Raw genomic sequence first — 25,700 nt, forward strand, 5'->3', positions numbered from 1 at the left:
CTGAGGTGAAGGGTTTACACTCTAATAATGCCTTACAGATTCAAGTCCAGTTTCATCATTAAATCAGTTTGATGGTCATCGCCAAGCATGAAAATATGTTTGTCAAATACCTTAAAACCGTTTTTCTCATAAAACCTGATGGCTCTCGCGTTTTCTTCCCAAACGCCTAACCAAACATAAGCAAGACCTCTTTCCTTCGCTAGCTCAATTGCCTTTCTATAAAGTAGTTGCCCTACTTTCTTGCCATGAAATTCTTTCAAGACATAAATCCGTTCTATTTCCAGAGCATTTGGGTCTTTAATTTCAGTTTGAGACGCCCCCGTATTTATTTTTAGATAGCCTATGGCCTTGCCTTCCAACTCCACAAAATAAAACTCAGCATTTTCATCCATGAGTTCTTCGGTCAGTTTTTCGGCAGAAAACTCCTTTTCTAAATATTCCGACATGTTGGCCTCGCTATTCTGAGAAGAAAACGTTTCTGAAAACGTTAATTGAGCAATCCTTTGCAACTCTTCCAGATCAACTAATGCTACCTTCCTAATTTTCAATTCTTTATACTTTATAATTCACAAATAATCCTGAGTACATTGAGATAGTCTCAAATACAAATTCATCTCTCCATCTTCTATTCTTTTTAGAATGATACTGAAGAAGATATATCAATTCAAAGGACTCATTTCTCTGAGATAATTCTAAATCTACCTCAGAAGTAAATCTTCCCATCTTTTACTAACAAACCCAAAATGAAGTTTCTTCCCGTAAGGAGTGATTTTTTTCGTACGGGTTGACTCAAATGATTTAATATTCCCAGCCAATCTAAATTTCGTTCTCTTTTTTAAACGATCAAATAGAGATATTGAAATATAAAAAGGCGAAATTGAGGCATGGAATTTCACCCGGAGTTACCTAATAAGGAGCTTAAAATTAAATTCGAAATTGACTTATTCAACAAAAAGCTAATTCTCAAATGAAGGCCCTATTAGAAGTTAAATCTCGGTGATCTTTTAGAGAAACATGACTGTTTTGATATTGATAACTTTGATTTTTTTGAATCCGATATAATTCCTTTGATCATTTAAAATTTCCCCAATTTCCCATACATGAAGGCACTTTTCAAAACCTGGAAAACCAATAGAAATATCTACCTCTCTTTCCTGGAAAACTATAGCACAGAGCAGCTAAACCTTATCCCAAAAGGTTTCAATAATAATCTGATCTGGAATATTGCTCATGTGGTGGTAGCTCAGCAATCGTTGATTTATCGGGGAGCAGATTTACCCATGAATATTTCGATGGAAATGGTAGAAAAGTATATGCCTGGCACTAAACCTACTGGTAATACATCAGCAGAGGAAATAGCCGAAATTAAAAATCTCTTAATTGCTCCGCTGGAGCAAACGGAAAAAGACTATCAACAAGGCCTTTTCAAAACGTATAAAGAACGTCAAACCAGCACTGGCTTTCATCTCGGGAATATTGAAGACGCTTTGAACTTCAATAATTACCATGAGGGATTGCACCTGGGCTATATGATGAGCTTGAGAAAGTTTATTAAGTAAAAGCCATGAACTATTAATCAAAAACGTACAATGAAAATCATCTCAACCAACATTGGTACGCCCACCACTTTTATCTGGAACGGTAAAGAAGAAACCACGGGCATTTACAAAAAGCCTACAGGCCAGCCGATTTATCTTACCCGAAATGATGTGGTCGGAGACGAGGTATCCAACAGACTAAATCATGGAGGCTTTTATAAGGCCTGTTACGTGTTTTCTGCTGAGCAGTACCCTCACTGGAAGGCTCAATATCCCGATTTGGACTGGAGCTGGGGTATGTTAGGTGAAAATCTAACGGTAGAAGGTTTTGACGAAAGAGAGCTTTTTCTTGGTGAAACCTACCGTTTAGGCGAAGCTCTGGTTCAAGTTTCTCAATATCGTGAGCCATGCTATAAACTAGGTCATAAGTTCGGCACACCTCAAATGATCAAGCAGTTTATACAGCATGGTTTTGGAGGCACCTATTTAAGTATCTTAGAAGAAGGCCATGTCAATGTGAATGATGAATTTCAGTTGGTAGACCGTCCAAAAGAACTTCTCTCTGTCCATGATTTATTCAAGCTCGTTTTCGACAAGGATAGAAATCCGGATCACTTAAAAATAGCCATTCAGAGCCAAGCCATTCCACGAAAGAAAAGAGTCTTTTTAAGCCAGTTTGTCTAAAAGAGGCATAATCAAGTCAAAGACTTGGTCAAAATTACCTTCATAAAATAGCCATTCCAAGTCGGAAGATTTTAGCGGAATTCACTTTTCTTTCTTCATACGAGACTTCAAAACGGGTTACTCAATAAGTAATTATTCACTTTTGCAACATTGTTGCATTTATGAAATTTAGAGCTAGCTTTGTGCAGTCAACATCAAGCACAAATGAGAAAAAGCAATTACGAAGTCATCATTATCGGGGGAAGTTTTGCCGGTTTATCTGCTGCCATGGCCCTTGGTCGTTCATTGAGAGATGTCCTAATCATAGATGCCGGTGAGCCTTGTAATAGACAAACACCTCATTCCCACAATTTTCTAACTCAGGACGGTAAAACGCCAAAAGAAATAAGTGAACTTTCAAAGGAGCAAGTTGCTGCCTATCAGACGGTCAACTTTTATGATGGCTTGGTAACAAGTGCTCACAAAACCTCTGATGGCTTTGAAGTGTCAACCAAATCAGGCGATCAATTCTTTAGCTCCAAAATGGTCCTGGCTACAGGAGTAAAAGATCAAATGCCGTCTATTCCGGGCTTTGCAGAGTGCTGGGGAATCTCAGTGGTGCATTGTCCCTATTGTCATGGTTATGAAATCCGGAATAAAAAAACAGCTCTTTTTGGTGCGGAGAGCAAGACTTTACACCTGGCTCCCATGTTGCATAACCTAACAAAGGATTTAACGCTCATTACCAGCAATCCTACCCATATTGACGAAGAACATTCTCAACTTTTAGCCAGGAATAACATTTCAGTTATTAAAAAAGAAATAGCCGAATTAAGTCATGAAAACGGCCAATTAAAGAGCATCGAATTTACTGATGGTTCTCAAGAAGAATTTGAAGCCGCGTATGCCGCTATTCCCTTCAGTCAACATCACGATTTAGGAGAACAGTTAGGTTGTAATTTCACCGATACAGGCCTCATAGAAGTAGACTTTACGAACAAAACGAATGTACCCGGTTTATTCGCTTGCGGAGATAACAGTCTAATGATGAGATCAGTCGCTGCGTCTGTGTTTGCAGGTAATGTAGCGGGAGCTGTAGTTAATGCAGAACTCTCCAATGAGGCTTTTAGGGCTTGAAAGAATTGACATGTTATAAGAACCGACCTCTTAGGTTTACTTTTATGAAAACTGCTAATTAGTAAGGACGCAGAATCATTAAATCGAAGGAGAGATTTAGGTATAATTGAATAAATTGCTTCTCAAAAAAAAACAACACTTCATGAAGCTGACTCAGAATCTGTTCATTTTGGCCATCTCTACAATTGCTTTTCTAAGTTGTTCTGAAAAGCCTACTCAAGTCATCGAGGAAGAAATTCAAACAGTTGAGATAAACTTAGAAAATAACTTTCTGACTGAAATCACTTTGGATAGTCTGGGTGATTTTCAGTGGTTAAATAAGCCAGATACATTTTCAATTAAAGACGGCAGTTTATTTATACAGGCCGAGTCTAGAACAGACTTTTTCAACAATCCGGAAGACCTGACAAAAACAGCATCTGCTCCCCTATTCTATCAAAAACTGAAGGGTGATTTTATTGCTACGGCACTAGTAAAACCAGACTTCGGTGATCAGTGGAATGCAGTAGCGTTAATGATTCATCAGGATACGGATAACTGGATCAAGTTTGCTTTTGAGAATTCTGATGCCACGGGCAAGGGCATTGTCACGGTAGTCACCAAAGGAGTTTCTGATGACGCCAATGGGGTCAGACTTAATGATGAAGACCAGGTTTGGCTCAAAATTGCTCGTAAAGGAAATATCTTTTCTATGTTATGGTCGTTGGATGGAGAAGACTACAAAATGGCAAGGCTTACCACACTTCCTGAGGTAGAAGAAGTCAAAATTGGTCTGGAAGCTCAGAGCCCTATTGGTGCCCCTGCCCTGCATGAAATCAAATATTTTAATATCGAAAGAGAGACCGTAGATGACCTCCGCAAAGGGGAGTAATCGTCTGGTGTAAATCAAAGATTCATTCTCATGAAAAAGTCGGGTGTCCTCATATTATTACTTCCGGTTTTAATGTTTGCTTCATGTCAAACAAAACAGCTGGTCAGCCTCAAAGTTATGTCGTATAATATCAGACATGGAGAAGGACTAGACCTTCAACTTGATTTGAGTAGGGCTGCACAGGTTATCCAAAATGAAGCCCCAGACCTCTGTGGTCTTCAGGAGATAGACCACCACTGCACTCGATCAGATAGTGTAAATCAAACTGAGTACCTGGCTCAGCAAACAGGCATGAAAGGTACTTTTGGTGCATTTATGGATTTCCAGGGAGGTCAATATGGAATGGCAACGCTTGCCGGTTTGCCTCTGGTTTCTACCATGGTTTTGACCCTACCTGAAGGTTTACATGAACCAAGATCAGCCATCTTTCATGAAGTGGAGATAGCCAAAGGCTGTTCTTTGATTTTCGCCAATGTCCATTTCGATTGGATTTCAAGCCAGGAAGGTTCTGATAGTCGCCTGAAACAGGCAAAAGCACTATTGAATTACATTGACAGCTTAGACAAAGCCGTGATCATCACCGGCGATTTTAACTGTGCACCTGACTCACCGACAATGCAGTATTTCTATGATCAAGGATTTACTTTCATTAAAAAAGGAGAAGATCATTTAAGTTTTCAGGGAGAAGAAAAAGTGGAAATAGATCATGTCATTTATCGCAATTCTAAGACTCAAATAATCAAACCCAAATCTATACGACTGCTCAATGAACCACTGGTTTCAGATCATAGACCTTTGGTGGCTGAATTGGAAGTTGAGTTTCATTAAATCACTAAATCACTTCACCAATGCTAATTGAGCTAATAAACAATGTCTGAGTTCTGGGAAAACCATTTTAAGGCTAAGAAAGAGATGTGGGGTCAAAAAGCTGCCCACTCTGCAGAATTGGCGTTTGACATCTTAGATCAGAATGCCAAAACCTTATTAATTCCTGGAATAGGTTATGGTAGGAATGCCAGAGTTTTTGTAGAAAATGGTTTTGAAGTCACTGGAATAGAGATTTCAGAAACAGCAATTGCTCTGGCAAAAGAGCGTTTCGATAACCGTCTAAAAATCTTTCATGGTTCGGTCTCTGATATGCCTTATGATAAGAATACCTATGATGCCATCTATTGCCATGCAGTCATTCATTTACTAGATAGCAATGAACGGATTCAGCTTCTGCAAAACTGCTATCGTCAGCTGAGAAACGGGGGTTTAATGATTTTTACTGCCATTTCTCAATCTGCCCAGCAATTTGGCAAAGGTCTTGAGGTCAGCGAAAACCGATATGAAACTCATGCAGGTGCTCCTATTTTCTATTATAGTGAAGAGCATATTCGAAAAGAATTCAGTCCTTTTGGACTTACTGAATACTCTGAAATACAAGAAGATCAACCGATGTTTTTTGTGATATGTCGTAAATAATCCGATAGTCATTTTTGGTATACTTCTCTTCAAAAACTGTGTTTCTGTAGCTGGTAAATAGATACAAATCGGCTTTTTCCTGATAAATCGGTAATTTGATGATCAAAATACCCTCGACAATGAAAAAGTTATTTTTCCTTTTATGCTTTAGTTTATTTTTTGCTTGTCAATCTGAACCTTCACAAAGTGAGAGTGAAAAATCGTCTTCTGCCCGCGTAGCCATGGCTCAGATTTACGGACTCGCAGGCGACAGAGCCGGCAATCTAGTCAGAATAGAAAACGCTTTAATTGAGGCTAAAGAAAAGGGTGCGGAGTTAGTTGTTTTTCCAGAAACGTCTTTGTTTGGGTGGGTAAATCCTGAAGCACATGAGCGAGCGGCTCCTATACCTGGCAGAGATAGTGACTTCCTGGCTTCATTGGCTCAAAAATATGATCTACATCTCTGTATTGGTTTGGTAGAAAAATCAGGTGAACAGCTTTATGATGCCGCCATATTAATTGATCCTAAAGGTGAGATCCTGCTTAAACACCGCAAAATCAATGTTATCACAGAACTTATGGATCCACCTTACAGCAAAGGCGATAGCATATCAGTCATTGAGACCAAATTTGGAAAACTAGGTTTACTAATCTGTGCCGACTCTTTTGATCAAAATGTTATTCAAAGAATGAAAGCCAAGGATCCTGACATTTTACTCATCCCTTATGGCTGGGCTGCTAAAGAAGAGCAATGGCCGGACCATCACCAAGAGTTAGTGGATGTAGTCACCAATATGGCTAAGGAAGCTTCAGCCACAGTCATCGGGCCCAATGTGGTAGGCCAAGTAGCCCATGGCCCTTGGAAAGGACTCACTTACGGCGGTTTGAGCGTAGCCTATGATTACCGAAAAGACTCTCTTATTATTGGAGCCGACAGAGAAAGAGATCTTATTATTTTTGATATCAAGCTTTAATAAAACACCTATGGAAAAAGCATTACAAACGATGATTGATAATATGCCTGAGAAAACAGGCAAATCACTGGATGAATGGAAACAGATTTTGAAAGAAAAAGCCTTCACTAAGCACTCAGAAGGCGTAAAATACTTGAAAAGTGAACACGGCGTCACACATGGCTTCGCCAATACCATCGTTACTTTATCAAAAGATTCTCAGGAGGCTCCAAACGATTTAGTTGCAGAGCAATACAAAGGAAAAGAATCACTAAAGCCAATCTATGATCTTTTGATAGACTTTGTCAAATCACTAGGTGAAGATGTCACTATTACTCCCAAGAAATCAACAGTGAGTGTGATTCGGAAAAGACAGTTCATTCTGATTAAACCAGCCACTAAAACACGAATAGATTTAGGCTTTAAACTCAAGGATAAACCCACCACTGCACGTCTGGAAAACTCCGGCCCGTTTGGTACCATGTGTACGCATCGAGTAAAATTAGAATCACCTGACCAAGTAGATGAGGAACTCAAAAGCTGGATCAAAGAGGCTTATGACGCATCTATTTAGTTAAATGCTCAAATTATGTCTACCCAATTTATTGAAGTTTCTCCGGTGCTTCCGAGTCAGGATATTGAAAGAGATGTCAAGTGGTACTCTACGCAAGTAGGGTTTAAGCTGGTACAGAAAGATGAGATGTATGCAGTTTTAAGACGGGAAAATATTTGCGTACACCTACAATGGCATGCTGATACTGAAGATGATCCTCTTTTGGGAGGTTCAGTCATCAAAATATTTGTAAGAAACATCGAATCCATATTTGAAGAATTGGTCAAAAGGGGGACTGTTACGACAGACAAACTACAAATAAACACCCCTTGGAAAACCAACGAATTCGGCTTTTTTTGATCTCAATAAAAATGCTATATTTTTTGTTGAAGACCTGGAATAGGAAAACGGATTAATTACCTTTTATTAATTATTATTTATTGTTTTTCAATAAATTTTTATCAATTTAGTGGCATCATTCTAAATTAAAGGATATGTCACGTCAAAACGATTTCATCTTCAAGGCCCTCAAAGTCATCAGCTGGATCATCTTTGTAGGCCTTTGTATTGAAGCGGGCGGTCTGCTCACCAATTTCGCCTTTAGCATCTTCAAACCAGAAATGGTATCTCGACTATACCAAAAGCTGGATCTAAGCATTTTATATACGCAGAGCCCTTTCTCCTTTTTTTCTATGTATACGCTGGCTATTGCGATAGCTTTGCTCAAATGTGTTTTGTTTTATCAGGTTATCTTATTGGTGAGTGCTTTAGACCTAAGTCAGCCATTTAATGAGAAAGTCGGACTTCAAGTAGCTCAAATCAGCTATTCTACATTTTCTATTGGACTCCTGAGTCTTATAGCCAGGCAATCCGCCAAAAACCTCCTTAAAAGAGGACTGGATGTGGAACAAATGAATCAGTTTTGGTCAGATGGGCAAGCCTTTATATTGATGGCGGCGGTGATTTATATTATTGCTGTAATCTTCAAAAAGGGAGTTGAATTGCAAAATGAACAAGATTTAACCGTCTAGAAAATAGCCTATAACTCATTAATCCTATGAAAAAGATCCCAATCACATTCTTAAAGTCAACGGTTGTTTTGATTGCTTTAGCAACTTTGGCCTTTTTGATATTTTTTCCTCCACGAGAAGGCCGAGCTCAGAATCTGAATCTGTTACAGATCTACATGGATCCGGTTATTATTTATGCCTATCTGGCATCTGTAGCATTTTTTATCGCACTGTATAAAGCGTTTCAACTATTGGGCCTAGTTGACCAAAACAAGGTTTTTGAACCTGAATCAGTAAGGGCACTTTTAACCATCAGAAATTGTGCACTCGTACTTGGGGCATCCATATTAATTTTGGCCATCGGTATAAGAATTTTTCATGCAGAAGGCGACGATCCTGCCGGATTTATTGCCATGAGCATCATATTAGGTTTTGCCACTTTGGTGGTAGCCACCGCCGCAGCCATATTCGCACGCGTTTTACAAGGTGCTATTGATCTTAAATCTGAAAATGACTTAACCATCTAAACTATGCCCATAATTGTAAATCTGGATGTGATGATGGCAAAACGTAAAATGTCCTTAAATGAGCTTTCTGAAAAAGTAGGGCTTACTCTTTCGAATCTATCCATCTTAAAAACAGGGAAGGCCAAAGCAGTACGTTTTAGTACACTAGAGGCGATCTGTAAGGTACTAGATTGCCAGCCAGGCGACATCCTTGAATTTGTAGAAGAGGAATAACTTATCACCAACGAACTAAGGTCTAAAAGGCAAATACCATCGCTTTTTGATAGACATGATTCGTATGAAAATAACCACTGCTATGGACAGCAGCATTGATATCTGGGACGACAGAAAAAGAGAACAAATCAAATAAAGAACTGCACCGGCTAAACAGGCAAAAGCATAAATCTCTTTACGAAAAATAAGGGGTGTTCTGTTAGAAAGTACATCTCTAATGACCCCTCCAAAAACTGCCGATACTACCCCCATCATTACCGCCAAAAGCGGTGAAAGGCCTAAAGCCAGCGTTTTCTGCAGACCTAAAATGGTATAAATGCCTATCCCGATGGTATCAAAGAGAAAGACCCCTTTCTTCATTTGAGAAATCTGACTGCTCCAGACATAACTTATGGGCACAGCCAATATGATCAGATAGATATAAAGCTCGTTTTTCATCCAGCCGACAGGGGTGCTTCCGATGAGGAGATCACGCAGGGTACCTCCACCTACTGCAGTTACAAAACCCAGAATAAATACTCCAAAGAGGTCAAGTTTTCTCTCTACGCCAGCCTGAATACCACTGATGGCAAAAACCAGAGTACCTGCGTAGTCAATTACAGTGATTAGTTCCATTGATGATCGTAATGCTCCGGCAAAGGTACATGAATGTCCGTATTTGACGAGGCTCATTCTTACTTTCAAGCCTTTACTTTTACCATAGACCTAGAGCAGCCAATACTACAACCCTACTTCTATTGTCTACAGATTTCTTTTGACAAACGCTGAAAAATTCTACCTCTTAAACCTACGAATTGAAATGTCTCAAAATCGAGATGGTTCTCCTGTCATTTAATTCGTTTCATGCCTACCTTAGAACCACAAACTTTCTGCTCATGATCGCAATTATTGGTGGAGGAATCGGAGGGCTTACTTTGGCCCTTTCACTCGAGCATCTAGGTATTGATTACCGAGTATTTGAGCGTTCGCCTGAAATTAAGAATGTAGGAGCAGGTATTTGGCTAGCCCCCAATGCCCTTCAGGTAATGGACGGCCTTCGCCTGCTTGACTCCATCAAAAGAAAAGGTAATTCCATTGACCATATTACCATTGGTAAGACAGACCTCTCCCCCATTACATATCAGTCGCAGGAAGCCATAAAAACACATTTTGGCTATTCCTCCATTGCTATCCATCGTGCTGACTTACAGCATATTTTATTGGGTCATATCCCCAATGAAAAGATAGTTCTCGGTAAAGAATTCAATTCATTTACAGAGCAAACAAATGGTCGGGTGTCTACACGTTTTGAAGATGGTAGCACCTTTGAAAGCGATTTACTCATTGGTGCAGATGGCCTTCACTCAAAAGTAAGGAAACAGTTATTTCCGGAAAGTCAACTTCGCTATGCTGGTCAGACATGCTGGCGTGGGATCGCAGAAGGCTTTTTTGATAAGGACTTTGATCATCATATTTACGAACTCTGGGGAGAACAGATACGCTTCGGTATTTCAAGAATTTCTCAGGGTAAATACTACTGGTTTGCCGTGGCAAAGGCTCCACAAAATGGCAAAGACCTGGAAACAGGGCTGAAGGAAAATCTAATACAGCAATTCAAAGATTTTCATCCAATTGTTTCAGAATTATTGCGTTCTACTCCAAAAGACCAAATCATTAGAAGTGATATTCATGATCTAAAACCGATGCCAAAATGGTATAAAAATAAGGTTTGTCTGATCGGTGATGCCGGGCATGCTACTACTCCCAACATGGGTCAAGGCGGTGGTCAGGCTATTGAAGATGCCTATTTTTTGAGTAGTCTATTGACCAAAAATATGAACGAAAGCATTTTTGAAAATTTTCAGAAACAACGTTTCGGTAAAGTCAATAAAATCGTTTCGCAATCATGGTTGATCGGTCAAATGGCTCATTGGAAATATGGTCAGGGGCTACGAAATTTTATTCTTAGTAGTAGTCCCCAAAAGATTGCCGAGCAGCAGATGATCAAGCTCTATACGCTGCAAGAACCCATATAACTACTTCAAAAATGCAGCTGGATATTTATAATGAGCAGTTTGTAGCCGGTTTGTTTAACCGAATGTCACAAACTTATGGCCTAACCAATTATCTCTCTTCTTTCGGTTTTACTGAACGATGGCGTAGGCAATGCGTCAAAGAAATCGACTGGTCTCAAAATATAAAACAAGGTTATGATTTCATGTCAGGAATGGGAGAAAGTTGGCCGAACATAGAAAAAGAGCTTAAGAGTGAGCATAAGATAACAGGCGTAGATTTATCACCAGTTATGAATGCCACTGCCGTTCGAAAAAGTAAGCTTTACAAAAGAATGACGATAGAAATTGAAGAACAGAATATCCTTGAAAATAGGCTCTCGTCAGAATCTGCCGACTATATTATTTCCACTTTTGGACTAAAAACTTTTTCCTCAGATCAGCTTAAAATTTTGGCAAAACAGATCAATAGAATTCTTAAAAAAGGAGGACAGTTTTCTATGATTGAGATATCAAAACCTAAGAACAGACTGCTTCAATTACCCTACATTTTTTATCTAAAATACCTTATTCCGTTGATTGGAAAACTTTTCATGGGCAATTCTGCTGACTATAGAATGCTGGGAGTGTATTGCACAAATTTTGGTGATTGCACTGAGTTCTCAGAATTTCTTAAAGAAGAAGGACTCCGGGTCAAAATGAAATCTTACTTCTTTGGCTGTGCCACAGGAGTGGTGGGTCATAAATAAACTTTCTCAATTTTTCTGCTTTAGCGACAAGTCATTTATATGGCCTTCAAAGCAAGAACACCCAGACAAAAGGCTCTCAAACAGCAGAAACAAGCTAAAAAGGGCAATTTTACATCAAAATTTAGAAAGCGATACAGAGTATAAGTTCCACTGTTTCCGTACTTTTGTGCGATTTTGGGATGAGCTCAAAATCATTGAGATAAAATATAAGCATAATTTATATGAGTTTATACAGCCAATACCTTGAAGAAATCGAGGAAAGAAAAAGTCAGAATCTTCATGCGAAGCCCATTGATGGAGCCGATCTTCTTACAGAAGTAATCTCGCAGATTAAAGATGTAAATCACGAGCATCGGGCAGATTCACTGAATTTCTTCATTTATAACGTATTGCCAGGTACTACAAGTGCCGCTAAAGTAAAAGCTCAGTTCCTTAAAGAAATTATTCTTGGAGAAGCTACTGTTGAAGAAATCTCTCAGCCTTTCGCTTTTGAGCAGCTTTCTCACATGAAAGGAGGACCATCTATCGATGTCCTTCTAGATCTAGCTTTAGGAGAAGATCAAGGCATTGCCAACCAAGCTGCTGATGTACTAAAAACGCAAGTTTTCTTGTACGAAGCAGATATGGCTCGTCTTGAGAATGCTTATAAAAATGGAAGTAAAATTGCCACTTCTATCTTAGAAAGCTACGCAAAAGCAGAGTTTTTCACGGAGTTGCCAGACCTAGATGAAGAGATCGAAATAGTGACGTTTGTGGCTGGCGTAGGTGATATTTCTACTGATTTACTTTCTCCGGGAAGTGATGCTCACTCCAGATCTGACCGTGAGTTACACGGGCAGTGTATGTTCGAACATAATAAAGAACAGCAGCAGGCTCTTCTTAAATTACAAGAAGAACATCCTGATAAGCGTGTAATGCTCATTGCAGAAAAAGGCACCATGGGTGTAGGTTCTTCCAGAATGTCTGGTGTAAATAACGTAGCACTTTGGATCGGTAAGCAGGCCAGCCCATATGTTCCATTTATCAATATCGCTCCTATCGTTGCAGGTACAAATGGTATTTCGCCAATCTTCCTGACTACAGTAGGTGTAACAGGTGGTATTGGCCTTGACCTCAAAAACTGGGTTAAAAAATATGATGCTGATGGCAAATTAGTGGTAGATGAAGATGGCGAGCCGGTGCTTGAGCAAGCTTATTCGGTAGACACTGGTACGGTATTAACTATTAACACCAAAAGCAAAAAATTATATAATGGCGATCAAGAACTGATGGATATTTCATCAGCGTTTACGCCTCAGAAAATGGAGTTTATGAGAGCTGGTGGTTCATACGCCATTGTTTTCGGTAAAAAGCTTCAAACTTTCGCTGCCAAGACCCTAGGAATTGACGTTCCTCTGGTTTTTGCCCCTTCTAAAGAGATTTCCCATGAAGGTCAGGGTCTTACGGCAGTAGAAAAGATATTCAATAAGAACGCTGTGGGTACTTCCGGGGCGGTATTGCATGCCGGCTCTTATGTAAGAGCAGAGGTTAACATCGTTGGTTCTCAGGATACTACCGGTCTTATGACCTCACAAGAGCTTGAGATGATGGCAGCTACTGTGATTTCTCCGATTGTAGATGCAGGATACCAGTCTGGCTGTCACACGGCTTCAGTATGGGATAAGAAGTCTCAGGAGAATATCCCGAGACTGATGAAGTTTATGAACGACTTCGGTCTTATCACTGCCCGTGATCCTAAAGGCGTTTACCATTCTATGACCGATGTTATTCACAAAGTATTGAATGACATTACCGTAGATGACTGGGCTATCATTATTGGTGGTGACTCGCATACGCGTATGTCAAAAGGAGTTGCCTTTGGTGCCGACTCAGGTACGGTAGCATTGGCCCTGGCCACAGGAGAAGCTTCTATGCCGATCCCAGAATCTGTAAAAGTGACTTTCAAAGGAAAGATGCAAGACCACATGGATTTCCGTGATGTGGTTCATGCTACGCAATCTCAGATGTTGAAGAAATTTGGCGGTGAGAACGTATTCCAGGGTAGAATTATAGAAGTACACATCGGTACTCTTCCTTCTGACCAAGCCTTTACTTTCACAGACTGGACCGCTGAGATGAAAGCGAAAGCTTCCATCTGTATCTCTGAACCAGACACCTTGATCGAATCTTTGGAAATTGCCAAAGGCAGAATCCAGATCATGATAGACAAGGGAATGGACAATGAAAAGCAAGTTCTTCAAGGTCTGATTGATAAAGCCAATAACAGAATCGAGGAAATCAGAACTGGTAAGAAACCTCCTCTTACTCCTGACGAAAACGCCAAATACTACGCTGAATTCGTTGTAGATCTTGATATCATTGAAGAACCAATGATTGCTGATCCTGACGTCAATAATGAAGATGTTTCAAAGCGTTATACTCATGACACTATTCGTGAGCTGAGCTTCTACGAAGGTGAAAAACATGTGGACCTTGGTTTTGTGGGATCATGTATGGTCCATAAAGGGGATATCAAGATCGTAGCCAAAATGCTGAAAAACCTTGAAGCAGAGTATGGTAAGGTTGAGTTCAAAGCCCCTCTGGTGGTGACGGCTCCTACCTATAATATCATTGATGAACTAAAAGAGGAAGGTGACTGGGAAATTCTTCAGAAATACTCTGGTTTTGAATTTGATGATAATGCTCCAAAGAGTGTTGCTCGTACCGAGTATGACAATATCCTTTATCTGGAGAGACCGGGCTGTAACCTGTGTATGGGTAACCAGGAGAAGGCAGAGAAAGGTGATACCGTTTTAGCAACATCTACTCGTTTATTCCAGGGTAGAGTGGTAAAAGACTCAGACCGTAAGAAAGGAGAATCTCTACTGGCCTCTACGCCGGTAGTTGTACTTTCTGCTATTTTGGGCAGAACACCAACTCTGGAAGAATACAAAGTGGCCGTAAACGGAATAAAGCTTACGCAGTTTGCTCCTCCATTAAAGAAAATGACTACTGTACCATTGCCAAGCCATCAGATTTCATTCTAGGGCAAAGCGATACTTATAAAGCAAACGGCATAAGACTAGCTCTTGTGCCGTTTTTTTGTGCTTAAACTTTATCATGGAGAAATCAATGATACCCTATCCAAAAAGCCTAGTTCCGAGTTGTGGAGTCTTTCGTACAGCTCTTTGCGTAGCTTGTTTAGAGCATTTCAATGAAAAAAAAGTATGACGACTCAAGACCAATCAATTGACCTCAAAGAACTGGAAGGCCGGTGGTATATCCTACAGACCAACTTCCCTATGTGGCTGAAGGGAGATAAAATCAACCCTACCTTTAATTACTCTATCGACGTCAAAAGTGGTAAACCAATCTTACTGGATAGTGTACGCTACCAGAAAAAAGGAAAGCAAAGAAGCATTGAAGGTAAAGATTACCCATTGAATATAGCCAATTCTGATTTTGTCTGGCGAGGTAATGGTCTTCTCGGTCTATTGAAAAGTGAATGGAGTATTTTACATTTTGACACCGTTCACCAATGGGCTTTGATCAAGTTCAAGAAAACACTCTTTACTCCCGAAGGTTACGATGTGATTTGCAAAAGCAAAAGTTTGAACGCAGAAGCCTTAAAAGAGGTCAATAAACTACTGGCTGATTTAGGAATATCACTTCATCAACTTTGATATCATACGATTTCAAAGAACTAATTTTGAGCAAACCCTGCTTTTTTCATTTTCGTATTTTTAAGCCATGAGATTTGAGGGAAAACATACAGAAACGATCGAGGTTTTAGAGATCAATAACTCTAGTCTAAATGAGCTGAACAGCTCAAAACCTAGCGAACTATCCCTTCTTTGGTTCAAATCTGACTTAAACCAGCTTACTGTTGATGGTGAAACATACACCCCGGAGAGAAACGAACTCATCAGCTTTACTGAATTTCATGAGATCAAAGCTCAGCGAATTGAATCTGCGGTGCTCATTCGCTGGAACAGGGCATTTTACTGTGTAGTAGATCATGACTCAGAGGTTGGCTGTAAAGGTATACTCTATTACGGGGCTACTCAGGTACCACTCATTAAACCTTCTGCAGAGGAGCTGGAAATACTGGAAACAGTGTATAAAATGTTTCTGATTGAGATGAAATCGAATGACAACCTGCAGCTTTCTATGCTTCAGATGATGCTCAAACGTTTTCTTATTCTGTGTCTGCGTATTTACAAAAAACAAGTAAGTACCTCTTCACTCTCTAAAAACACTGTAGACATTATAAGAGAATACAATTTCCTGGTAGAGCAGCACTTTAGAACAAAACACTCGGTAAAAGACTATGCCGATATGCTCTATAAATCCCCTAAAACATTATCCAATATTTTCAAAAAATACGGGGATACCAGCCCTCTACAATTCATACAAAACAGAATTATGCTGGAGGCCAGAAGACTACTCTTCTACTCAGATCAAACCATTTCAGAAATCAGTTATGGTTTAGGCTTTCCCGATATCCAATCATTTAGTCGCTTCTTCAAAAAACAGGAAGGCATTTCCCCTCAAAAATTTAAAGAAAGGGAAGAATTGACAATAAGCAAGGCAATTTAGCATAACAGGCTCTTTACTCACCGCCATACTTTTGTACTGTTATCTTATTAAACAAAATAAACAACAGACAAAAATGGAAGTATTGACAAAAATCAAAGTACCAACCAGAGAAGAGGTAGATTCTACATCGCAAGGAATTTTTGACACCCTTAAAAGCAAACTAGGAACAGTCCCCAACTTATATGCTACCATTGGATACTCAAGTGATGCACTATCTGGCATTCTGGGTTATTCTGAAGCAGCAGGAAAGGGAACTTTTACCAACAAAGAAATTGAGGCTATAAAACTTGCTGTCTCAGAAGCCAATAACTGTGCATACTGTAAAGCTGCTCACACAGCATTGGGTCAGATGAATGGTTTTACTGAAGACGAAACTATCCAGCTAAGAGCCAGAACCATCAATAATGCTCGATTAAAAGCTTTAACAACAATCGCCTTTGAAATCGCAGCAAAGGCTGGTCATGTTTCAGACGAAGTAAAGGAGAACTTTTTTGCTCAAGGTTTTGATGAGAAAGCACTCATTGACCTGGTAGCTGTGGTAACGGCCGTAACCTTTACCAATTACGCCTATGGAGTATCTCAAATTCCTGTAGATTTTCCTCCAGCAAAGAATATTTAACACATCTACTGAAAAAGCTATTTGAATAGAAAAGCCGGCAATATTTGCCGGCTTTTTAGCATTTTTGCGTACTCATTTTAAATAGAGAAAATGGAGTACGACTTAAAGCAAATCGGAAATAAGACAATTGCAATTCTCAAAACCACAGACGAGAAAATTGAACAAACAGAAGATATTCTGGACCTATTGATGAATTGCCGATTCTCAGGTGCTGATAGTCTTATCATCTATGAAAACCAGCTTTCCCAAGAGTTTTTTGACTTAAAAACTAAATTGGCCGGTGATATTCTTCAGAAGTTCTCGACTTATGACTTTAGACTAGCCATAATCTGTGATTTTGATAACAAGGAAAGTAGCAGTTTGAAAGCGTTTATTGCTGAGAGTAATCGCACAGGAAGAATCAACTTCGTTAGTTCTGAAGAAGAAGCTTTGGGTAAACTTTCCTAAGCGATACCTTTCCCTTTATACAAAATAATTATTTGGATTAGCACCCCCATAACTATGAGAAACACCATCTCAATTTTGGTAAAGAGATCCACCGTTTCAAAGGTTTTATCACTTGTTAGCTTCTCCTTTTTACCCTCTCTGAGTTGAATTTTTGACAGCTCAGTCAAATTATTCTTCACTCGCTCAAGCTTTGAAATGATAGAGGCACTTCCAGGAATTTCTGATGGATTTAGAGTAGACTCTAATTCTTCTATATCATTCAGGTTTGTCTTGAGGTGATTTAAGGCAATTCTTTCATTTGGCGTTATTCTGGTTAATTCATAGCGACTGATCAACCCCTCAATATTCTCATTCATTATCTCATTCTCACGCTCAAAAAAAGAGGCGTTTCCTGTTCTTAGGGCAATCTCTTTTTTATGAACAATGGTGGAAATCTCAAAAATCAAGTCGTTAACTACTATACGGTCTTCATAAATCGTTTCTACCGAACTTCTAATTCGATTAAAATTACTTCTATCAACCAGATTGGTGGTAAGCACAATAATAAATACCAGAAGGATGCCCAGCACCCATTTTATTTTTTCAAATAGGGACATTCTTAAAATGGTTTGTTGACTAAATAGCTTTTTCTAAAGATATGAAAGCAATTTAACTTTGAGAAGAAAAAATTGAACATAATAATTGAATACAAAACACTTCAATATTAAAACCAACGGCAGCCTAAATGCGGTATGATAATACGTTAAATTACGTTATGACATTAAGCCAAAAACATCAAATAGAAACCCCACGCCTACTGCTTTTATCTGGCACTGAAGAGGTACTTAATGCCGCCATTAAAGGAGATCCTTTTATTCGAAAAGAATTTGGAATAGAAGTAGCTCATAATTGGAGCATTTTTGGAGTTGAAGCTCTAAAATTTGTTCTGGAAAAATTAAAAGAGAAACCGGAATCTGAAAACTGGTGGACCTACTTTCCAGTTTTAAAAGAAACCCAAACGCTCATCGGAAGCGGCGGTTTTAAAGGTGCCCCTGATGAAGCGGGAAGAGTGGAAATAGGTTATGAAATTGCGGAAGCATACCAAGGGAAAGGTTTGGCCACAGAAATGGCTTCTAACTTGGTAAATTATGCATTTGGCCATAGAAATGTTAAAAAAGTAATAGCCCATACTCTGGGAGAAACCAATGCTTCCACTTCAGTTTTAACCAAATGTGGCTTTCATAAATCCGGAGAACTCACAGACCCTGAAGAAGGAATAATTTGGAGATGGGAAACCAACCGTAAAATTGAAAAAATATAGAATTGTAAAATTTTAATCTTAATTTGAACTAATCAACGAAATTATACACTATAATCACCACTCCAGACAACATACCAAACTATCAAACTCTTAGTGAGTATTGTAGAGGCATTAATATTCCTGATGCCCGACACCCTATTTTTGATATCAGGACATTTGAGGAGAATATGTCTACGGTCAATAATAAACAAAAACCCTTTAGACATGTTTTCTATTCTGTAGCACTCAAAGTTGGCGGGTCTGGCAAGGCAGTAACCAGTCATTATCGCGATTTTCCCGAGGGTTCGGTAATATTTTTCAATTCTCCCTTCCAAGTCATTTCTTGGGATATTGAGCCAGATTGGCAAGGCTATTATATCATGATCACACAGGATTTCCTGAAAGAGTATAACCTTTTCGACAGGCTATTAGAGGACTTCCCATTTCTAAAAATGGAACTGGCTGTTCCTTTTTCAATTAGCGTAGAACAAGCGAAAGAGGCCTTAGCCATTTACGATAAAATCTATGCTGAATACCACAGTGATCACGAGGATAAGTTTGACCTAATCGCCTCCTATGTTCTTCTTCTATTGAGATTAACTAAACGTTTTTTGCATCATGATCATCCAGAGAAGGAATACAAAAAAGCAATAAATCAAGCAGATGTGAGTATTTGGAACAGATATGAGGAGTTACTGCATGAGTACCTAAGGACAGATGTAGAAAACACAACAAATGAAAATACGCACTCTCCTTTGTTTTATGCAGAAGTGATGAATATTCATCCAAACTACCTAAACTCTGTAGTAAAATCAGTTACAGGTAAAACGGCTATTTACCACATTCATGAAAGACTCATAGATCTGGCAAAAACATACCTGAGACAAACCAATTATTCCATCAAAGAAATCGCCTACAAATTACATTTCGAGAGACCTAATAATTTTAGCTCATTCTTTAAAAAATACAATTCCGTCTCCCCTGTAGTATATCGCAACCAATCAAACCTTTGAATTTTAGAGATGTTTCTTTGAAATTAAGAACCTTCCAGGCTTTTGGTTTAACTAAATTTACATAATACAATCTTTGATCCACGAAATATACTGTTTGATCATATAAGATTTACACGAAAATACTTTACAAAAATGTCTGAAATTGATTCTTTACAGAGCACTGTAAGAGACGTTTGTTTGGCCTTGGATAGAAGAGACTGGAATGTTGTTAGAAGAATTCTTGACAATGAGATTTACTGGGACTTATCTTCTTACACTGACATACCAAGTACTTACTATAGTGCAGAGAGCTTAATTGAGTTTTGGAAAGATTTGGCGAAATCAGTTATACGAACACACCACACTTTGAAAGATTTTGTGGTGACCAAAACCCAAAAGCAAGCAAAAGTTATTTGCCAAACTGGAATTTACCAAGCCTTGGACGAGAGTGCTAGTAGCATACAGTCATTACACGGAAAATATAAGTTTGAACTTCACTGGGACCGGGATCAGTGGAAGGTCAATTCTATAACCTTTCTTTTTGACTATCAAAGATCTAATGATGATCACGACAAGATAGAGTTAAAGGATGTAATGAAAGAGTTCCTTCTAAATGAAGTCTATATGGCCGAGTCGTAACATGATTTTGAATAACCTCAGTAGAATCACAAATTATTACTCAATCCATTTCTAGAAGTACATCCGTAATCACCGTTTGACTACCTGGTTCTCTATGCACTTCTAATTGGAGTCTTCCATCATTGCTATCTTCTCGCATCACATGATACTTCACCCAGGTACCTTCTGAGTTGACAATCGCATTTTTCTCTCTTCTTTCAAATGACAAACAGGCCTTCTCCTCCTTCGAATTATTTTCCAATTTGACATAAAAGCTCCCTAAGAATCCATCAGGACAACTTACTTCAATCTGAATAGTATCATTCTGCCAATCATTGAGATCAGCGGTTGATTTATCATTTACTGTATAGCTTACTCCCTCAGCCAACTGGTTCTGTTTGTTACTCTGATCGCCAGCTGTTTCATGAAGATGCAAAAGTATTTTACTACTATTTTCACTATTGGGCTCTTGAGAGAAATGCCTTTTCAAAAAAGACTCGTCCACCTCATACTCAGGTTGAAACTTTTCAGAGTTCATATAACTCAAAACGCTACTTTTGAGATGTTTGGAAGTTATCAAGGTATCATTCAACAAATCAAAACCACTGACAAAAAGCTTCCCCTCCCCTACTTTAAACTCAAATAGCAGACCTTCTTTATTGTTTCTATGGAAGTCATCAACTAGCTGCACTATTGGCTTATACGTTCCCTCCATTTCATTTAGAATAAAAGCTTTGGCCTTTTTATCAAAGGGCTCCCATTGCCAGTTACTATGACTTTCTGTTGGAAAACCACTCAAAGCATCATGACCTTCTTGAATCAGCATACCCAAACTTGTTTTTCCCTGACCGGGAAAATACGTGTAAGACCAATAGAGTGGGTAATAATTAAAGGAAACAGAATTCTTACTAGTGCCTAGCTCATGAGCATTCAGAAGAACTTTATGTCCCTTTCTCAGCATTTCCAATACTTCTTCATTCACTTCTTCCGCGATAAGCACCTCACCATTCTCTTCTTTTATCTCTTCAGGGTAAACCCAAAATGACCATTCGTTTCGGATGGTACTATTGTCAATAAATACTTGAATGGTAAATCTTTCAGGTTTTTGAACATTCATTAAAGAGTAAGTCAACTCACCAAATTTGGTCAACTCAGCTTTTGGCAGGTCTGCGTTTTCCCATGTCCTGCTATAAAAAACTCGACCTTCTTCATTAACAATCTGAGCTACCAGCGTAGCATTATTAATAGCTGTTTCACCAAAATGAGAGACCTCTACCGCAGCCTTTAGTGTCTCTTTATTGCTCCACACAAACTTTGGAATCCGTATCAAAGGAACTGTAGCACTATGATGCTGCCTGAATGTAGCAGGTGTGGTAATGCCTTTGCTGTCATAAAAAACATCAAGCCAGCCCACCAGAGCCTCACCTTGTCCTTGGTAATCTTGCATACTCAGAAGCTGAATACCAGCACAACTTTGAGTTCTTAAAAAGGACTCAATTTCATATTTGTACATGATCTGGTTCAGAGCTCCCGTAGCTTGCTGAAAAGCCTCATCCTGGTCCGCAATTCCATTCTTCTTCGCTACTTCTCTGAATTGCTCTAAATTCCTGGCTTTAAGCGTTCCAGTGTATTTCTCAATTTCTGACCACGCCGGATATACCGGCCATTGACCAATCTCATGAGCCAGAATCGGGATATCCATTTGGCTGTAAGCCTTCTCAAAGTCCCAATCTGTGTGAGCTCCGTTTAGACCACGAGTCCATCCTACATTATCTATTAAATGTGTTACCGTAAAATCATCTACTTCTGTGATTTTTCTGGCTGTAGAGCCTGCATAAAGCCTTCTGCCATCTTGTTTTTTCAGTGCCGCCAGCCAGGCTTTAGTTTGGTTAAAATCGGAGCTGCCGAGTTCATTTCCAATACAAAACATGATAAACGAAGGGTGATTTCCATAAATGTCTACCACTCGGTTCATCTCTGCTTGTACCCATTCATCTCGGCGTTTATTATAACCCAGGCCTAGAGGGTGACCTTTCGTTTCCATTTCGGGTCTGCCTTTGGCTATCATGTCCTCATTCATCCATGAGTCTACCCAAACAGAGGCCTCTGCCTGAATATAAATACCAAGTCGATTTGCTGCCTTAAATGCGGCCTCAGGTGGGCACCATGAATGAAACCTCACATGATTCAGACCATAGTCCTTATAAATTTTAAAGATCCTTTCCCAATCCTCAATTTGGGTTGAAGGATAACCCGTTAACGGGAAATGAACATTATCCAGATTACCTCTCAAAAAGATGGGCTCACCGTTAATGGTCACATGAGTACCATTGTGCCCCACTTCCAAGAAGCCAAATTCAGTGTAATAGTGATCTTTAGAGTCCTCGGTTTCAAGCCCTGCACTTAACTCATAAACCTCAGGATTAAACTCACTCCATTTCTGTAGCTTATCCTGGGCATCAATAGAGACTGCATAAATGTCTTCTCCTTGAGAAATGTCAAATGACACTGTCTTTCTCAATACTTCCTTTTCTGAACCTAGTTCTTTGATCGAAAAAGTCAACTTAGCCTTTTGAGACTTTTCTGAGCTCACTTTTACTTTCAAATCAAGTCTATCTTCAAAAACTCTTGAGAAGGTTTTGACACTGGAAATATGAGTTGGCTCTCTTGAAATTAGCTTTAAATCGCCCAAGAGACCATTCCATATGGTTTGAGTAGATTCACCATACGCATGGCCTTTGTCGCCAATATTATAAATCATTCGGTTATTGACCTCAACCTTCAATTCATGCTCCCCGGCACTAAGTTTACCTAAATGATGAAGATGAGGTACTCCCAAGGCATCCTTTTGATCAACTTGTTGACCATCAATATAGACTGTCGATTGCCACAGCACTCGCTCCAGAAATAAATCAATCTGCTTACCAGACCAGTGCATAGGAATGTTAATTTTCCTGGAATAAGTGGCTGTACCTATATATTTATACGTTGGAGTCAAAATCCCGATATCAGCTCCTTCAGTTTTGAAACCAAAGCCGTGATCTGTCAATGTGCCCGGCAGAGGAATATCGCCAGATTTCAAAGGCGGCTCTTTCCCTTCATGATCTTTTCCTAAGTCTACATGCCATAAACCTGAAATACTGATTTCATTTTTTTGCTGAGCAAAGCTCAATTGACTTGCCAGCAGGAGTGCTATGACCCCTGAAAATTTTAAAATCCTCAATCTAAAATTTGTTTAGAATCCTTACCAAAGGGTTTGATTTCTTCTTTAATGCTCCACTCCTATTTCAACAATAGTCATCGGTTGATCACCTACCGTTCTCAAAGCCTCTAACTTTAAGAATCGGATAGATGTCTCTTCAATCTTGGTCTCCTGCTTCACTGGATTATTGAAAATATTTGAGAATTCTCCACGACTCAAGACTTTCCAGTTTTCACCATCCAAACTCCCTGAATAGACATAATTCAGCACCATTCCTTCTTTATTACCTGATGATGGGGGTACCATATCAATGGTGTTTACACTCAATTCTTCTCCAAAGTCGACAATCAATTCCTTCGTACCAACTATTGCTTGCCATGCTGTGCCAAGATCCTCATCGATAGCTTTTTTGGCCTCATTTTCTTCCACTGACCATTTTTTTGGTGAGTAACCAAATTTCTTAGTCAATGTCTCCCTTGCCTTACTGCCATCATAAGTTTTGGCTTTAACCGTACCACCGCCACTGAAGTCAAAAGCCCCTTTGAAAACCGTCGATTCTTTGGTGGGTTCAGAACCATCCAAGGTGTAATACACCGTTCCATTACTTTGAAAACTCAGTTGACCGAGCGAATCTCTTTTGACTTCTGGAGCTACTAATCTCACTTGTTCTTTATGAACTGATATTTGCGAAATCAAAGGTTTAGCACCCGCTTTAGTCACTCTGAATCTTATTTTTTCAGTCGTTTGTAGAGGACCTTTCCAAAGTCTACGGTTCCCTATAGATTCAGCTTTAGCAAATTCAACCCATTCACCATCTTCAAAACGGTCTAGTGCCCAGCCCCAAATCCTCTGACCTAAAGGAATATATTCCCTAATATTTACGACGTTAAAGGTTTTAGCCTCCGTGAATTCAATGATAACTTCTGTCTCGTTCCCGCCTTCTTCTGCCATGTAAAAGCTTTCAAAATCGTCATCGAGCACCTCATCAATTGATTCTCCACTAGGCGAAGTGGCTACAGCCCCTTCAGCCAGGTTTGTATCAAACGTTTGATCAATGATTTGTTTAAAGCCTTCCAGAGCAGCGATATCCGTATCAGGTATCAAGCCCCTTTTATCGGGTGTTAGGTTAAGAATGAAACTGGTACCATGACCTATACTTGCGTAATAGGTGTCCACCAGTTTTTCAGGTGATTTCACTTTATCGTTCTCAGCCTCATGATAAAACCAGCCTGGTCTTATGGAGGTGTTTGTTTCTGCTGGTAGCCAATATTGACCTTCACGTGTACCGTTCAATGACTCCCAATACTTGATTAACCCGGGAGCAGGCTCAGTTCCCTCTTCCAGACTTTCTGGTGTGTATCTATGCCAACATGGGTCACCTGAAAAGCCCTGCTCTGTACCCACCCAGCGAACATCTGGTCCTACATCTGAGAAAATAACGGCATTGGGTTGCAGTTTTCGAACCAAAGCATAGGTATTCTTCCAATCATAGTAAGTAGTTCTATCAATCTGGCGTTTCTCATTGGCACCGCCATAATAACCGTCTCCACCGTTAGCACCATCAAACCAAACTTCAAAAACATCCCCGTAATTGCTCAATAATTCGGTTAGCTGAGCTCTGAAAATATCTATGTACTCTGGTGTACCGTAAGCTGCATTATTTCTATCCCATGGTGAAAGATATAAGCCCAGCTTTAAACCATGTTTTTGACATGCATCAGCAAACTCCTGAACAATATCTCCCTTGCCATCCTTGAACGGAGACTTTGAAATATTGTGCTCCGTGGTTTTGGTAGGCCAAAGGCAAAAACCATCGTGGTGTTTGGCTGTTAAAACAAGACCTTTCATTCCTGCATTTTTAGCAGTTTTCACAATCTGATCTGCATCAAAATCTGTGGGATTAAACAAGTCAGGAGATTCATCTCCAAAACCCCACTCTTTATCTGTGAAGGTATTGATGGTAAAATGAATGAAGGCATAGAATTCCATATCATGCCACTCCACCTGACGATCAGAGGGGACTACACCAAAAGGTTCAGGGCGTTTACCGGATTGACCTCCACAGGCTGAAAGGATAAAAATTAAGGAAAGTGCTTGAGCCAGGGTTTTGAGATTAAGGGAATTCATTATTGGTTTTACGGGCTAGGCCGCAAGTAAAGTATTGAGGTAAGAGCTAATTCAAAGTACAATATTAAAATTTTTTAATAATTAATTTCAAGTCTTTCTCAAAAGTCGATTAGAGCTTTTAAATCATCGATCAAAGTTCAAACTTCTATTGCTTCCTCTTTAAGAGTTCTTTTGTAAATTGTCTCAT

The 25,700-nt window shown here is 39.4% G+C and carries 28 protein-coding genes; 22 read left to right on the top strand and 6 right to left on the bottom strand.

Features of this window, described 5'->3' with window-relative positions:
- Positions 1-32: 32 nt before the first annotated feature.
- Both ACUXV0_RS07180 and ACUXV0_RS07185 read right to left on the bottom strand, forming a co-directional pair.
- On the bottom strand, positions 33-548 hold the full coding sequence (locus tag ACUXV0_RS07180) for a GNAT family N-acetyltransferase (protein ID WP_446192397.1): 516 nt from the start codon (positions 546-548) through the stop codon (positions 33-35).
- A gap of 4 nt (positions 549-552) precedes the next feature.
- Complete coding sequence (locus ACUXV0_RS07185) at positions 553-723, bottom strand: hypothetical protein (RefSeq protein WP_446192398.1); 171 nt, start codon at positions 721-723, stop codon at positions 553-555.
- 377 nt (positions 724-1,100) lie between these two features.
- On the opposite strand from ACUXV0_RS07185, the gene ACUXV0_RS07190 reads away from it, so the two are divergent.
- From ACUXV0_RS07190 to ACUXV0_RS07245, 12 genes are all read left to right on the top strand, one after another.
- On the top strand, positions 1,101-1,559 hold the full coding sequence (locus tag ACUXV0_RS07190) for a DinB family protein (protein ID WP_446192399.1): 459 nt from the start codon (positions 1,101-1,103) through the stop codon (positions 1,557-1,559).
- Between the two features lie 30 nt (positions 1,560-1,589).
- Positions 1,590-2,222: an MOSC domain-containing protein gene (locus ACUXV0_RS07195; protein WP_446192400.1), complete on the top strand. Its 633-nt coding sequence runs from the start codon at positions 1,590-1,592 to the stop codon at positions 2,220-2,222.
- A 204-nt stretch (positions 2,223-2,426) separates the two neighbouring features.
- Positions 2,427-3,338 (top strand): NAD(P)/FAD-dependent oxidoreductase, encoded by a 912-nt coding sequence (locus tag ACUXV0_RS07200; protein WP_446192401.1) that lies wholly within the window; start codon positions 2,427-2,429, stop codon positions 3,336-3,338.
- A 142-nt stretch (positions 3,339-3,480) separates the two neighbouring features.
- Positions 3,481-4,209 carry a DUF1349 domain-containing protein gene (locus tag ACUXV0_RS07205; protein WP_446192402.1) on the top strand — a complete coding sequence of 243 codons (729 nt, stop codon included), beginning with the start codon at positions 3,481-3,483 and terminating at the stop codon, positions 4,207-4,209.
- 30 nt (positions 4,210-4,239) lie between these two features.
- A complete protein-coding gene (locus ACUXV0_RS07210; RefSeq protein ID WP_446192403.1) occupies positions 4,240-5,037 on the top strand; it encodes an endonuclease/exonuclease/phosphatase family protein in 798 nt (265 codons plus the stop codon).
- A gap of 42 nt (positions 5,038-5,079) precedes the next feature.
- Entirely contained in the window at positions 5,080-5,676 is a 597-nt protein-coding gene (locus ACUXV0_RS07215; RefSeq protein WP_446192404.1) for a class I SAM-dependent methyltransferase, read from the top strand.
- 119 nt (positions 5,677-5,795) lie between these two features.
- On the top strand, positions 5,796-6,629 hold the full coding sequence (locus tag ACUXV0_RS07220) for a carbon-nitrogen hydrolase family protein (protein ID WP_446192405.1): 834 nt from the start codon (positions 5,796-5,798) through the stop codon (positions 6,627-6,629).
- A 10-nt stretch (positions 6,630-6,639) separates the two neighbouring features.
- Positions 6,640-7,182: a DUF5655 domain-containing protein gene (locus ACUXV0_RS07225; protein ID WP_446192406.1), complete on the top strand. Its 543-nt coding sequence runs from the start codon at positions 6,640-6,642 to the stop codon at positions 7,180-7,182.
- A gap of 15 nt (positions 7,183-7,197) precedes the next feature.
- Complete coding sequence (locus ACUXV0_RS07230) at positions 7,198-7,521, top strand: glyoxalase/bleomycin resistance/extradiol dioxygenase family protein (RefSeq protein ID WP_446192407.1); 324 nt, start codon at positions 7,198-7,200, stop codon at positions 7,519-7,521.
- Between the two features lie 134 nt (positions 7,522-7,655).
- Positions 7,656-8,192, top strand: coding sequence for a DUF2975 domain-containing protein (locus ACUXV0_RS07235; protein WP_446192408.1), 537 nt, complete (start codon positions 7,656-7,658; stop codon positions 8,190-8,192).
- A gap of 26 nt (positions 8,193-8,218) precedes the next feature.
- On the top strand, positions 8,219-8,698 hold the full coding sequence (locus ACUXV0_RS07240) for a DUF2975 domain-containing protein (protein WP_446192409.1): 480 nt from the start codon (positions 8,219-8,221) through the stop codon (positions 8,696-8,698).
- 3 nt (positions 8,699-8,701) lie between these two features.
- Entirely contained in the window at positions 8,702-8,911 is a 210-nt protein-coding gene (locus ACUXV0_RS07245; RefSeq protein WP_446192410.1) for a helix-turn-helix domain-containing protein, read from the top strand.
- 15 nt (positions 8,912-8,926) lie between these two features.
- Here ACUXV0_RS07245 and ACUXV0_RS07250 read toward each other — a convergent pair whose 3' ends face one another.
- The gene (locus tag ACUXV0_RS07250) at positions 8,927-9,583 is read right to left on the bottom strand and encodes a trimeric intracellular cation channel family protein (protein ID WP_446192411.1); all 657 of its coding nucleotides are present in this window, start codon (positions 9,581-9,583) and stop codon (positions 8,927-8,929) included.
- A gap of 203 nt (positions 9,584-9,786) precedes the next feature.
- Here ACUXV0_RS07250 and ACUXV0_RS07255 point away from each other — a divergent pair, with 203 nt between their 5' ends.
- The 7 genes from ACUXV0_RS07255 to ACUXV0_RS07285 all read left to right on the top strand — a co-directional run bounded on the left by ACUXV0_RS07255 (position 9,787) and on the right by ACUXV0_RS07285 (position 17,295).
- Positions 9,787-10,926 (top strand): FAD-dependent monooxygenase, encoded by a 1,140-nt coding sequence (locus ACUXV0_RS07255; protein WP_446192412.1) that lies wholly within the window; start codon positions 9,787-9,789, stop codon positions 10,924-10,926.
- Positions 10,927-10,937: 11 nt separating this feature from the next.
- Positions 10,938-11,651, top strand: coding sequence for a class I SAM-dependent methyltransferase (locus ACUXV0_RS07260; protein ID WP_446192413.1), 714 nt, complete (start codon positions 10,938-10,940; stop codon positions 11,649-11,651).
- Positions 11,652-11,872: 221 nt separating this feature from the next.
- The gene (locus ACUXV0_RS07265) at positions 11,873-14,677 is read left to right on the top strand and encodes a bifunctional aconitate hydratase 2/2-methylisocitrate dehydratase (protein WP_446192414.1); all 2,805 of its coding nucleotides are present in this window, start codon (positions 11,873-11,875) and stop codon (positions 14,675-14,677) included.
- A 180-nt stretch (positions 14,678-14,857) separates the two neighbouring features.
- Positions 14,858-15,313 (top strand): hypothetical protein, encoded by a 456-nt coding sequence (locus ACUXV0_RS07270; RefSeq protein ID WP_446192415.1) that lies wholly within the window; start codon positions 14,858-14,860, stop codon positions 15,311-15,313.
- 67 nt (positions 15,314-15,380) lie between these two features.
- Complete coding sequence (locus tag ACUXV0_RS07275; protein ID WP_446192416.1) at positions 15,381-16,229, top strand: helix-turn-helix domain-containing protein; 849 nt, start codon at positions 15,381-15,383, stop codon at positions 16,227-16,229.
- 73 nt (positions 16,230-16,302) lie between these two features.
- On the top strand, positions 16,303-16,848 hold the full coding sequence (locus ACUXV0_RS07280) for a carboxymuconolactone decarboxylase family protein (RefSeq protein ID WP_446192417.1): 546 nt from the start codon (positions 16,303-16,305) through the stop codon (positions 16,846-16,848).
- A gap of 90 nt (positions 16,849-16,938) precedes the next feature.
- Positions 16,939-17,295 carry a DUF4180 domain-containing protein gene (locus ACUXV0_RS07285; RefSeq protein WP_446192418.1) on the top strand — a complete coding sequence of 119 codons (357 nt, stop codon included), beginning with the start codon at positions 16,939-16,941 and terminating at the stop codon, positions 17,293-17,295.
- On the opposite strand, the gene ACUXV0_RS07290 is transcribed toward ACUXV0_RS07285, so the two are convergent.
- Positions 17,292-17,891, bottom strand: coding sequence for an MCP four helix bundle domain-containing protein (locus ACUXV0_RS07290; RefSeq protein ID WP_446192419.1), 600 nt, complete (start codon positions 17,889-17,891; stop codon positions 17,292-17,294). The two genes, ACUXV0_RS07285 and ACUXV0_RS07290, sit on opposite strands and share 4 nt — an antisense overlap.
- Positions 17,892-18,049: 158 nt before the next feature.
- Between ACUXV0_RS07290 and ACUXV0_RS07295 the strand changes: the two genes are divergently transcribed.
- The 3 genes from ACUXV0_RS07295 to ACUXV0_RS07305 all read left to right on the top strand — a co-directional run bounded on the left by ACUXV0_RS07295 (position 18,050) and on the right by ACUXV0_RS07305 (position 20,205).
- Entirely contained in the window at positions 18,050-18,595 is a 546-nt protein-coding gene (locus ACUXV0_RS07295) for a GNAT family N-acetyltransferase (RefSeq protein WP_446192420.1), read from the top strand.
- A gap of 167 nt (positions 18,596-18,762) precedes the next feature.
- Positions 18,763-19,587 (top strand): helix-turn-helix domain-containing protein, encoded by an 825-nt coding sequence (locus ACUXV0_RS07300; RefSeq protein ID WP_446192421.1) that lies wholly within the window; start codon positions 18,763-18,765, stop codon positions 19,585-19,587.
- A gap of 132 nt (positions 19,588-19,719) precedes the next feature.
- Positions 19,720-20,205 (top strand): nuclear transport factor 2 family protein, encoded by a 486-nt coding sequence (locus ACUXV0_RS07305; protein ID WP_446192422.1) that lies wholly within the window; start codon positions 19,720-19,722, stop codon positions 20,203-20,205.
- A 40-nt stretch (positions 20,206-20,245) separates the two neighbouring features.
- Here the strand turns inward: ACUXV0_RS07305 and ACUXV0_RS07310 are convergent, their stop codons facing one another.
- Both ACUXV0_RS07310 and ACUXV0_RS07315 read right to left on the bottom strand, forming a co-directional pair.
- Complete coding sequence (locus ACUXV0_RS07310; protein WP_446192423.1) at positions 20,246-23,407, bottom strand: glycoside hydrolase family 2 TIM barrel-domain containing protein; 3,162 nt, start codon at positions 23,405-23,407, stop codon at positions 20,246-20,248.
- Positions 23,408-23,452: 45 nt separating this feature from the next.
- Positions 23,453-25,513, bottom strand: coding sequence for an alpha-L-fucosidase (locus ACUXV0_RS07315; protein ID WP_446192424.1), 2,061 nt, complete (start codon positions 25,511-25,513; stop codon positions 23,453-23,455).
- Positions 25,514-25,700 lie beyond the last annotated feature (187 nt).

The sequence above is a fragment of the Jiulongibacter sp. NS-SX5 genome (assembly GCF_052828545.1).

Bases quoted from the DNA above. Each gene is read 5' to 3' on its own strand.
- ACUXV0_RS07295 (WP_446192420.1), top strand. From the start codon at position 18,050: ATGACATTAAGCCAAAAACATCAAATAGAAACCCCACGCCTACTGCTT.
- ACUXV0_RS07200 (WP_446192401.1), top strand. From the start codon at position 2,427: ATGAGAAAAAGCAATTACGAAGTCATCATTATCGGGGGAAGTTTTGCC.
- ACUXV0_RS07205 (WP_446192402.1), top strand. From the start codon at position 3,481: ATGAAGCTGACTCAGAATCTGTTCATTTTGGCCATCTCTACAATTGCT.
- ACUXV0_RS07270 (WP_446192415.1), top strand. From the start codon at position 14,858: ATGACGACTCAAGACCAATCAATTGACCTCAAAGAACTGGAAGGCCGG.
- ACUXV0_RS07265 (WP_446192414.1), top strand. From the start codon at position 11,873: ATGAGTTTATACAGCCAATACCTTGAAGAAATCGAGGAAAGAAAAAGT.
- ACUXV0_RS07225 (WP_446192406.1), top strand. From the start codon at position 6,640: ATGGAAAAAGCATTACAAACGATGATTGATAATATGCCTGAGAAAACA.
- ACUXV0_RS07195 (WP_446192400.1), top strand. From the start codon at position 1,590: ATGAAAATCATCTCAACCAACATTGGTACGCCCACCACTTTTATCTGG.
- ACUXV0_RS07260 (WP_446192413.1), top strand. From the start codon at position 10,938: ATGCAGCTGGATATTTATAATGAGCAGTTTGTAGCCGGTTTGTTTAAC.
- ACUXV0_RS07230 (WP_446192407.1), top strand. From the start codon at position 7,198: ATGTCTACCCAATTTATTGAAGTTTCTCCGGTGCTTCCGAGTCAGGAT.
- ACUXV0_RS07190 (WP_446192399.1), top strand. From the start codon at position 1,101: ATGAAGGCACTTTTCAAAACCTGGAAAACCAATAGAAATATCTACCTC.
- ACUXV0_RS07280 (WP_446192417.1), top strand. From the start codon at position 16,303: ATGGAAGTATTGACAAAAATCAAAGTACCAACCAGAGAAGAGGTAGAT.
- ACUXV0_RS07300 (WP_446192421.1), top strand. From the start codon at position 18,763: ATGTCTACGGTCAATAATAAACAAAAACCCTTTAGACATGTTTTCTAT.
- ACUXV0_RS07275 (WP_446192416.1), top strand. From the start codon at position 15,381: ATGAGATTTGAGGGAAAACATACAGAAACGATCGAGGTTTTAGAGATC.
- ACUXV0_RS07250 (WP_446192411.1), bottom strand. From the start codon at position 9,583: ATGAGCCTCGTCAAATACGGACATTCATGTACCTTTGCCGGAGCATTA.
- ACUXV0_RS07210 (WP_446192403.1), top strand. From the start codon at position 4,240: ATGAAAAAGTCGGGTGTCCTCATATTATTACTTCCGGTTTTAATGTTT.
- ACUXV0_RS07255 (WP_446192412.1), top strand. From the start codon at position 9,787: ATGATCGCAATTATTGGTGGAGGAATCGGAGGGCTTACTTTGGCCCTT.
- ACUXV0_RS07315 (WP_446192424.1), bottom strand. From the start codon at position 25,513: ATGAATTCCCTTAATCTCAAAACCCTGGCTCAAGCACTTTCCTTAATT.
- ACUXV0_RS07305 (WP_446192422.1), top strand. From the start codon at position 19,720: ATGTCTGAAATTGATTCTTTACAGAGCACTGTAAGAGACGTTTGTTTG.
- ACUXV0_RS07215 (WP_446192404.1), top strand. From the start codon at position 5,080: ATGTCTGAGTTCTGGGAAAACCATTTTAAGGCTAAGAAAGAGATGTGG.
- ACUXV0_RS07235 (WP_446192408.1), top strand. From the start codon at position 7,656: ATGTCACGTCAAAACGATTTCATCTTCAAGGCCCTCAAAGTCATCAGC.
- ACUXV0_RS07220 (WP_446192405.1), top strand. From the start codon at position 5,796: ATGAAAAAGTTATTTTTCCTTTTATGCTTTAGTTTATTTTTTGCTTGT.
- ACUXV0_RS07290 (WP_446192419.1), bottom strand. From the start codon at position 17,891: ATGTCCCTATTTGAAAAAATAAAATGGGTGCTGGGCATCCTTCTGGTA.
- ACUXV0_RS07185 (WP_446192398.1), bottom strand. From the start codon at position 723: ATGGGAAGATTTACTTCTGAGGTAGATTTAGAATTATCTCAGAGAAAT.
- ACUXV0_RS07285 (WP_446192418.1), top strand. From the start codon at position 16,939: ATGGAGTACGACTTAAAGCAAATCGGAAATAAGACAATTGCAATTCTC.
- ACUXV0_RS07245 (WP_446192410.1), top strand. From the start codon at position 8,702: ATGCCCATAATTGTAAATCTGGATGTGATGATGGCAAAACGTAAAATG.
- ACUXV0_RS07240 (WP_446192409.1), top strand. From the start codon at position 8,219: ATGAAAAAGATCCCAATCACATTCTTAAAGTCAACGGTTGTTTTGATT.